Origin of the sequence: Thermosipho sp. 1244 (genome assembly GCF_018588215.1) — a bacterium.
GTDB classification, from domain to species: Bacteria; Thermotogota; Thermotogae; order Thermotogales; family Fervidobacteriaceae; genus Thermosipho; species Thermosipho affectus.
The window spans coordinates 1-9351 of sequence record NZ_LNGA01000034.1 but is presented as its reverse complement, the minus strand read 5'-3'; the positions used below and the strand labels follow the sequence as shown (position 1 = coordinate 9351).

The window sequence follows — 9351 nt, the reverse complement described above, 5'->3', positions numbered from 1 at the left end:
AAGAATATTATTACTTTTATTTTTATCTCTTCACAACAAACCATCTACCAACTTTTAATAACTTTTTTTAATCCTTTCTAATTCAGGAATATAATTACTAATGATCTTGTAAAATTTGATCATAAAATCTACCATATTTTCTTGCAAACTATCCCAACTCTTTACATCTTCCAAACCACCTTCATAAAAATTTTTCACAATTCGTGATGCCTGTTTATCATCCATTCTTTTCCATTCAAGTTTAGTATTTAGCTCTTTTTCAATCTGCTCTTTATTTTCATACAAAAAATCAAATAACTGTTTATTAACTATTTTTAAACCTTTCCCACAATCAATATATAATTCTACTGTTCCACCTCTATCTAAAATCTTATACCCAATAAAAACACCTGTAATTAATGTTTTTGATAGCCAACTATCTATTATAGGGCTTTTTGTGGAAAACAAATCAAACTTTTTATTACTTTTTTCAAGTAAAGATTCCCAAAATTTCAGTCTTAGTTCAGTCTTTCCAGTTTTTTCTGATTTATAATTAACATAAGAAATATATTTATCGTATTGGAGAAGCCTTTTTATTTCATCTTTTATTAACTTTTCTCTTTTTTGAATAAATTTTTCAAAATTTTTTCTTATTTTTTCTGAAGGCAATTCTTCGCTAGTATTTTTTAAAATTTCATACATCTCATCGTCAATAAAATGAGCTTTAAGAATCTTCTCTACCTTTTGTTCTGCTTCATCTTTATTTAATCCCTTAGATATTTGCAAGTTAATCTTTTAAATATTCTGCAGGGCTTTTATTTGATATTTTTTTATTGGTTTCATCAAATATCAAAGTCCTATTTAAAACGACGTCATAGTCAACCTCTACATTTTTCTTTTTTAAAAAATTTTTAGGAAATATATGATGATCTTCAAGGTCATTAAAAGCAAGACTCTCAGGTTTATAAAAATCAACTGCTCCGTTCTTAAAAATTAAATTAAAAACTCCTTTATATTTCGAGCTTCCCCTTCTTTTTACGTTACGCAAATTGAAGGTTTCCTTTGATAATTGCATGAAAAACTGTTCAACAACTTCTGGAATTTTACTATTATCCTCAAACCATTCAGAAACTTCCCTAAAATCTTTCATCATCATACTCTCAGTTGCTCCAGAATATCTTTCAGTAAACACTGCACTCCAATACCACAGACTTATTTTTTCTATGTCAATGTAATTATATTTCAAATAAAAAGCAGTAAGAAGAGTAATTAAAGGATTATAAGGTAACCACTTTCGTACATCCGCCACTCCAAAATTACTTATCTGATACAAGTTTGATAAAACTTTATTTTCAACTATATCAACCACTTTTTCCCAATTTTCTTTATTTAGTAAATCTTTATCAACTTTTACAAGATCTCTAGATTTTATACTTTTACCTTTCGATAATACAAGTGCCTGTATAAATGAAAATGGAACATTAGTATTATCAACCCTTAAAGCATATCTTCTTATATTTGGTTTCTTCTCAAATACCATCTCCCATTCTTCTCTCAATTTTATGAATTTGTAAAAACGGGCTGTAAGAAGATCATAAGTAGACAGTTTAATACCCGTTTTATTTATTCTTTCAAATAAGGTAGCTATTTCTTCTGGTTTTTCATTATACAAAAGGTTCAAAGAAAGCGTCATAACATCGTAATCAAGTAAATTGTTAATGTAACTGTCTATTTTCTTTAATTGTTTGTCATCAAGTACATTTTTTATTATCGAATATTTCAAATCAAGATATTTATCCTTATTTTTAAATATAGACATTGGAAGTATTTTATCATTCAACAACTTTTGGTAATCTAAAACTCCTTCATCATTAATGTAGGAAACATACTCTCTCCATTTTACAGACCAACTAAATACCGAGTTTTCTACATCATCATTTGCTAATTTATCTAAATCTATAAAAAACTCGTACGGTGTTTCTGTATATCGCAACGGAATTTTAGGAGAATAAACTGCATAAAACATTGCTGTAATTCTTTGTTGGCCATCTAAAACCAACATTGTTGGATTAACTTCAATATCTGGGTTAACTTCTTTTGCACCTTGAATGAAAATTGGCTTAAAAGGAACACTGCTTGGATTAGTATATAAGATCAAAAAAGTTCCAATAAACATATCTTCTAGTAATGACTTTATTAATTCTTCTATATCATTTCTTGCCCAAACAAAATTTCTTTGAAAATCTGGCAACATAAGCTGACCATTATAAGCCCATTTTAATAAATCAAGCAGTTTATTATGCCCCTGTTGAATTTTCATATAACTCCCCCTTCTTAATCTATTTCATCTTTTCAACAAAATTTAAAATATCATTTAAATATTCCTTTAAATATGGTAACTGTTCATATTCATTAACTACTATTTCCGTAGGAAGGTGATTAGTATAATGCCCAATATTACTCACATCTCTCACATTTAAGTTACTCGGCTTCATTTCTTTGATTTTTACTTTTGAATAAAAAACAACACTATTTTTTCGAGGAACTATTGAAAAGACCATCCTTTTTCCTTTAAAAATCCCAATATAAAGTTTCATAGGAGATATCTTTAGTTTCCTTTCTTTTGCAAAATTTAATATATCTTCTACAATATCAACAATTTTTTCAGGCTTATTGTCCAGATGGTATTCTATTGAATACATATTAAACTCTTTATCCAAACTTTCTTTTTCTTCAAATTCTATATACTCACTATCAGTAAATAATACTATTTCTTCACCTCTATCACTAACAAACCTTGATATCTCAACTTTTCTAATCTTTATATTAATAGCTTTTTCTATTTGAGATAAACCTATACTTAATTCTGGGCTTACTCTATCAATAACTAACAATATTTGCAAATCATCTATAGCATTATCTAAAATCTCATAAACTTCTTTCTCAGAATCTTTCCTAATTTTATTAAAAACAGCTTTGTTCTGTTTTATCTCCATATACAAAAAATTCCTTACCCCATTTAACTCTTCTAAAGTAGAACTTTGAATAAAAGAAATAAAATTACCTAATTGAGGCAAGATATGCTTGTTTATATTATGCCTTTCTAATTCTATTTCTGTAATATATAAAGTTGGAGTTGTTGAATTTTCCCAAACAAGTAGAAATCCATCTCCTATAGAATGTTTAAAATTTAGAAAACGTTTTGATTTTAATTGTTCTTTAAAGGAATCCAATACGATTTTTCTGCAATAATTTTTTGATAATATTTAGCGAATAGTTTTTCTAATTCTACTTCCTTTGTGTATTTATTTTTAAAATACTTTTCTTCATTTTTCAAAATCACTTGTCTCATTTTTTCACTCCTTTGACTCAAAACAATAAACTAAAAAACTTTACAGGGCTTTTTATAGATTACTTTTTATGTCTGATAACTTTTTTACTACATCCAAATGATTGCCTGATAAACAAAATATCTTTAATTTTCTACACTTTTCTTGTTCATCATTTTAAGTTTTTAAAACAAAGTTAGCATTTTAATTTTTTGACTCCAATCTTAATAAAAAATTATTAATTTTCTTAAACAGTCCTACAATAGGACTCTTTTGTACTAACTTGGTCCTGTCTTAGAACTGGTATACTACAAATTTCCTTAATCTTTTCTTATTCTATTTCTTTGTCAATGAATCAAATAAAATCAAAAACAATTAAATCAAGTTTCTATTAGTTGGTATTTTTAAAGAATTCTTTCTTGAACCATTCAATATTAACCTAAAAGCACGTTCATTTTTTCGCCTTGTAATTGTAAAACTTTCTTTTTCTGAAATAATAATTAATTTGATATCCTCAGGTTCAAGAATTGCAAGTTCACTTTTATTTAATTTTTCCATTCCAAGCACAAGTACTAATCTTAAGAGTTTATCATTTAAAAATTGTTTAATTTTTACTCTATCTTCTTTTGTTAGACTAAATGACCAACTTTTATAATCGGGATCTTTCGTTTTATTAGGTTTAGTTCTATATTTTATGAACAACAAAATATCCCCGCTATCCACCGAAAATTTATAAATTCTTCGTTCTTCACTACTTTCAATCAAAGTTGGAGTCAGCCCAGCATTAAAAAGCATTGAAAGTACACTTCCATAGTAAAAATCCGCAACCTTCAAATTTGCCATTTTACCCCCCTCAAAAGAATTTATTATGAACAAAGATCTTTTTCAATTTCTTTCATATACTCTCGTATCAAAACATTTTCTAACAATGTACTTCTTATTCCTTTCTTTTTTTCTAATAACCTCATAAAATACTCTTCTATAGTACCTTTATGTTTCATATTTGATTCTCTAAATACTGAATAAAAATGATAGACAAAAACTTCTTTTTCCTGGCCTATTCTATAAACCCTATCTGTTGCTTGTGATGTAATAGCAGGATTCCATTCTGGTGTATAATGAATCACATGATTTGCTTCTATTAAATTCAATCCCACACCACCAACTCTTGGATTAATAATTAATATTTGGGTGTTATTATTTTTAAAGTTTTTGATTATTTGTTCTCTTTTTTCAATTGAAACCTCCCCATTCAAAATTTCACATTTTACTTTAAGAAATTTTTCTAAAAAATCTTTAATTATTTGCTGTGTAATTATAAACTTTGTAAATATTAAAGCTTTTTCATTTTTGTTTATTATTTTTGAAATTAATTCGCCCAAATTTAAAAGTTTTCCGGAATATCTATAATAATCAGAATCACCAAACTTTTCATACGGAAAATCACACACTTGAAGTAGTTTTATTGCAAGCGCCAAAAATTTCCTACCGCTTCTGGATTTAAATTTCATATAAGTGTCAAAGTAAATATCTTGTTGTAAGTCTGTCAAGTACACTTTCACATAATCTTCTTTTTTAGGTGGGAAAGCAATTTCTACTTCGCTGTCTGATTTATTACGCCTTAAAAATACCGGATCAATAATTTGCATGATTTTTGCAGATTTCTTTTCTGCTTCAAAAGAAGAAGGAGCCTCGTTAATTACTCCATACTCTTTCCTAAAATCCTTCAATTTCCCTAAAAGACCTGGGACAGCAAAATCATATATATTCCAAAGTTCTTCTATCCGATTTTCTACAGGTGTTCCTGTTAAGGCTAAATTAAATTCTGATTTTAATGATTTTATGAATCTTGAAGTTTTTGAGTTTACATTTTTATATCTTTGAGCTTCATCGGTAATCACTAATTTCCAATCTTTTTCAAGTATTAATGGATTATTTAAAATGACCTCATAATTTGTAATTATAATATCTTTATCGATATATCTATAAAGCTCTGGCGAAAACCTTTTTATTTCGTTTCGCCAATTTTCCTTTAATGTTACTGGTGAAACAATTAAAACAGGAAAAAGATTTTTATTCTCATATAGCCAGGTCATAAAAGCAATTGACTGTGCAGTTTTCCCCAAACCCATATCATCTGCAAGCAAAAAGCCTTTAAAACCTTCTAAATATGCATTGATAATTTTTTTTACACCAGTTTCTTGGAAAGCTTTTAGTTTTCCAACAAAGTATTTTAAATTTAATTTTCTATCAAGTTTTTCACGAGTTTCTGAATATACCTTGCTATACTCTAATTCATCAATATTTTCTTTTATGACTATGTCCAGCTTTACTTTTGTTCCCACGTCTTGTTCTTTTTCTGATTCTAGTTTTTCTACATCTTCCAAATAGGCTCTCAGATGATCAATATTTTCTACCATTATCCAAGAGTCTTTATAAAAAACAAACTTTCTACCTTCACGTTTTGCCTTATCAATTAAGTCTCTAAGTTCTTCAGTTATTTCCAAATCATGAGTTCCTCCAGAAACCAAATCATGAAAATTTATTATTTTATAATCTATAATTCCGGATAAATCTCCCTTTCTGGAAACCAAAGGTATTTTTCTTTTTTCAAAAGTAAGAAATTTTACCCTATCGGAAAGTTTTTCTACGATATCTTCTGAAAAATTTTCAAGATAATCTTTATAAAACTCCTCTATGTTTGACTGATCTATTTTTATCTGCCTTGTAGTTTTATCTCTATACTTTTCTAATGTTAATAAATCATTCCTTATGTCTTCTTTTAAAAAGTAGGTCTTCCTTTTTCCAGAATAACTCCCCGACTTTACTAATACTCTTTTGTTTGGAATACCGTAAAAAATATAATCAATATATATCGACCCATCTTTTGGCATTACTTTTAATTGATAATCCTTAATAAACTCTACTTCCTTATTAAGAAAAATTTTAAAATCATATTTGTCTTTTAAAAGAAAAACTTGAGATAATTTTTGAGAAGGTTTTAAATGTGGACGACTAATAGTCTTAATTAATTGGTAAAATTCTTTGTTTAGAAAAAGTAAAAGCTTTTTATCTTTTGATACTAAAAACCTTCCCAAGAGCTTTAATTCCTTTTCGCCATAGTAAAATTTTAAGTTTTTCAAATTTATCTCAACAATGGAAAAAAAATCAAGTTTTAAATTTTCGTAATCAAGCATGATGCCTATCTTTTCTAAAACAGAAGAATCTTCTTCATAAAGCAAGTCTAATAACTCGTAAGAAATGACATATTCTTTCTGTTTTTCTTTGAATACAAGTTCTAAAATCTTTTTAATTCCCCTATCAATCCACCCTAATCTAATTTCAAGTCCATTTTCTGTAATCTTGTATTTCATAAGCCCAACCTCTCTAATTGCTTCTCAAATGTTTCCTGCCAAAAACCTTGATGTAATAATCTTCCAATACATTTATACTTGTTCTTCAAATCAAACAACGTATCAACAACCCCTTTTGGGTATACATATGCCGCATTACCGACATCTTTAAACTCAACTATGTCATACTTATCAAAATACATTATAATCGCTTCAGTATTGTAGTACTTTTCTATTTTTATATCCCTTATTTTCTTAATATACTGCTTCCAAAATACTATTCTTTCATTATCTGAAACAAAAAATTGCTCAATATGTTCTTTGAGAAAATAGACCCGGATAATTTCTATTACCTCTTTTGAAAATCCAAGACTCAATAAAATTTTTTCTAACTCAGAAATTGTATTAAACTTTAAAAAATTCAGCTCAAGTAATTTATTCAAAAATCTATGATCAAAATTATCTTTAAAAAACATCACATGTCTTTCAAATATTTCGTAGATTAAATCTTTATAGTAAGGAAAGTAAAATCTTATCTCATCCAGTAATTTTAAAAGATTTTCTATTGTTCCTTCTTCACTAAAGTTAATATATGCACTATTAGTAATAGAAACAAAGTTTATAAAGACTCTACTTTCCACTTTTTTATAGTATTCGAAAATTCCTTTTGGTGATTTAGAGCTTTTTATTAAATGCATTAATCTTTTTTCAGGTTCTTTAGTATAGATTTTTGATAAGTCTTTATAGAAAAGTTTTATTAATTGAAATAATTCTCTATCAACTAGCAAGCTGTTTTGAAATTCTTTGTTTAAAATATCATGAAAAAACTCCTTTTTCTCCTTTATAAAATCCAAAATCTTTTCGTACAGCTCCTTCTCATTTTTTAGGATTTTTAAAATAATACTATATTGAGATTTAGGTATATTTTTAACCAAATATTTCAAACCAAAATTTCTAAAAATATACAATAGTTTCTCATACCTTGTCATATTATTTCTATTTTTCAATTTCTCAACATAATCACTCAATTTCTTTGAAATGGCTCTAAGTTTTAAAGGTTTAAAATCAAATTCATAATGAACCACTCTGTAAAACCTCCAGAATTTTATTTATCATGTCTTGATCTTTTAATGTAAATTTAATTTCTACTCTCCTGCTTCTTTTATAATCAATTTTTCCGTTTTCTATAATCGGTTCATTATAGCCTCGTCCAGATATTTCCAATTTTTTAAAAAAATTTTTATTATATGGTATCTCACTCGAAATACTCTTCAAAAATTCAAAAACCGCAAAAGCCCTTTTTAAAGATAAATCCATGTTGTATTCATACCCGCCCGTTGGGTCAGTATGACCTTCAATAATAATCGAGCCTATATAATCTTCATATTCGGGCTTTAAAATTACCCCGAGATAAGTTTTAACAACTTCTCGCAATAAATTTTTTCCAGAGTTTGAAAGAATATAATCGTTATAATCAAATAATATATCATTATTCATTATTATTGCACCACTTGTTGGATCAACCTGAATTTCAAGATTAGATTTTTTGAAAGCCAAAACTAAATCCTCAACTATTTTTGCCTTAATTCCAATTATTTCTTTTAATCTATCTTCTTTCTGTTGAAAAGCGTAAATATATTGAAGCAAAACAAGCGATAAAAGTAATACAAATATTAATAACAATATCGAAAAAAGATCTGAATAGGAAATCCACGGATTAAATTTTCTTTTCAAAGTATCACCCAGCTTCTTCATCAAAATTCATAATTCTTAAATGTTTTCTCTATAAAATTCTTATATTCATCAAGTGAGTCTTGGAAGCTTTCTTTGATGTTTTCTATTTTGTCTGTATAAGAACTTAAAGAATCTTCAAAAATTTGTATTGCATCCTCCAGGTGTATAGAAATTTCTCTGAACTTTTCAACAAAATTTGCAATCAAAGAGTCGATTTCTTTGAATGCTTCTTCATATCTCAATTTTAAATCATTTGGGATTGTTTCAGAAACAGTTAGAAGATGTTCAATTAAAGAATTAAAATTACTCGAAATTTCATCTAATCTTTCAGTGATATTATTCATAATTTCTTGGTTTGAGGATATATCTTCCAATTTTTTGGAAGTAATTTCCAAACTCCTCACCAATGTTTCTATTATACCTTTGTTACTCTTTAAGAATTCTACTGTCTGATCAAATAGTTCTTCCGATTGCTTTAAAATATTTTCTCTTCTCAAGAGTACTTCATTAAACTGTTTAAATGATTCTAATTGTTTTTCAGTTTCATCTGAAACTTGCGAAATAATAAAATTTAATCGTGCTAACTCTTCTGAAATATTTTTTACAACTTTTTCAGATACTTCACTTATTGTATTTGAATATTCAACAATTTCTTGTGAGGCTGTTTTTGACACTTCCTCAAATGGTTGCGAAAGAATTTCTCTTAATTCATTACTTATTGTACGTATTTCATCCAAAAATCTATTCTTCTTTTTTTCTTCTAATTTTGCTAGTTCGATAAATAATTTTTTATTCATAAAATGAGAAGTTATCGAAAAAATAATTCCCGCAATTGATGAAATAAAAGCAGTTCTCATAGAAGACAGTAATCCATTTATTCCTAATTTCAATGTTTCTTCATTTTCAAATCTTAAATTAGTTATCCCAACAACTATCCCCAAAAATGTCCCCAAAAT

General features: G+C 27.2%; 9 protein-coding genes. All 9 read right to left on the bottom strand.

Going from position 1 to position 9351, the window contains the following annotated elements:
- Positions 1 to 54: 54 nt before the first annotated feature.
- A complete protein-coding gene (locus tag AS157_RS08940; RefSeq protein ID WP_214495043.1) occupies positions 55 to 765 on the bottom strand; it encodes a DUF4268 domain-containing protein in 711 nt (236 codons plus the stop codon).
- Between the two features lies 1 nt (position 766).
- Positions 767 to 2299, bottom strand: a complete 1533-nt coding sequence (locus AS157_RS08935) for a GmrSD restriction endonuclease domain-containing protein (RefSeq protein ID WP_214495042.1) — start codon at positions 2297 to 2299, stop codon at positions 767 to 769.
- A gap of 19 nt (positions 2300 to 2318) precedes the next feature.
- Positions 2319 to 3212 (bottom strand): hypothetical protein, encoded by an 894-nt coding sequence (locus tag AS157_RS08930; RefSeq protein ID WP_214495041.1) that lies wholly within the window; start codon positions 3210 to 3212, stop codon positions 2319 to 2321.
- Positions 3188 to 3331 carry a hypothetical protein gene (locus tag AS157_RS08925; RefSeq protein ID WP_214495040.1) on the bottom strand — a complete coding sequence of 48 codons (144 nt, stop codon included), beginning with the start codon at positions 3329 to 3331 and terminating at the stop codon, positions 3188 to 3190. Before AS157_RS08925 ends, AS157_RS08930 begins: the two co-directional genes overlap by 25 nt.
- 352 nt (positions 3332 to 3683) lie before the next feature.
- Entirely contained in the window at positions 3684 to 4151 is a 468-nt protein-coding gene (locus tag AS157_RS08920) for a hypothetical protein (protein ID WP_214495039.1), read from the bottom strand.
- A 23-nt stretch (positions 4152 to 4174) separates the two neighbouring features.
- Positions 4175 to 6682 carry a DEAD/DEAH box helicase gene (locus tag AS157_RS08915; protein ID WP_214495038.1) on the bottom strand — a complete coding sequence of 836 codons (2508 nt, stop codon included), beginning with the start codon at positions 6680 to 6682 and terminating at the stop codon, positions 4175 to 4177.
- Entirely contained in the window at positions 6679 to 7746 is a 1068-nt protein-coding gene (locus tag AS157_RS08910; RefSeq protein ID WP_214495037.1) for a hypothetical protein, read from the bottom strand. The genes AS157_RS08915 and AS157_RS08910 overlap by 4 nt, the downstream gene beginning before the upstream one ends.
- Positions 7733 to 8395 carry an OmpA family protein gene (locus tag AS157_RS08905; protein ID WP_214495036.1) on the bottom strand — a complete coding sequence of 221 codons (663 nt, stop codon included), beginning with the start codon at positions 8393 to 8395 and terminating at the stop codon, positions 7733 to 7735. The genes AS157_RS08910 and AS157_RS08905 overlap by 14 nt, the downstream gene beginning before the upstream one ends.
- Positions 8396 to 8415: 20 nt before the next feature.
- Positions 8416 to 9351 (bottom strand): hypothetical protein (locus AS157_RS08900; RefSeq protein ID WP_214495035.1); only part of this gene is annotated, 936 nt, incomplete at its 5' end.

What these genes read in the sequence shown, in the direction of transcription:
- AS157_RS08925 (WP_214495040.1), bottom strand. Translation starts at nt 3,331, where the DNA reads ATGAGACAAGTGATTTTGAAAAATGAAGAAAAGTATTTTAAAAATAAA.
- AS157_RS08920 (WP_214495039.1), bottom strand. Translation starts at nt 4,151, where the DNA reads ATGGCAAATTTGAAGGTTGCGGATTTTTACTATGGAAGTGTACTTTCA.
- AS157_RS08935 (WP_214495042.1), bottom strand. Translation starts at nt 2,299, where the DNA reads ATGAAAATTCAACAGGGGCATAATAAACTGCTTGATTTATTAAAATGG.
- AS157_RS08915 (WP_214495038.1), bottom strand. Translation starts at nt 6,682, where the DNA reads ATGAAATACAAGATTACAGAAAATGGACTTGAAATTAGATTAGGGTGG.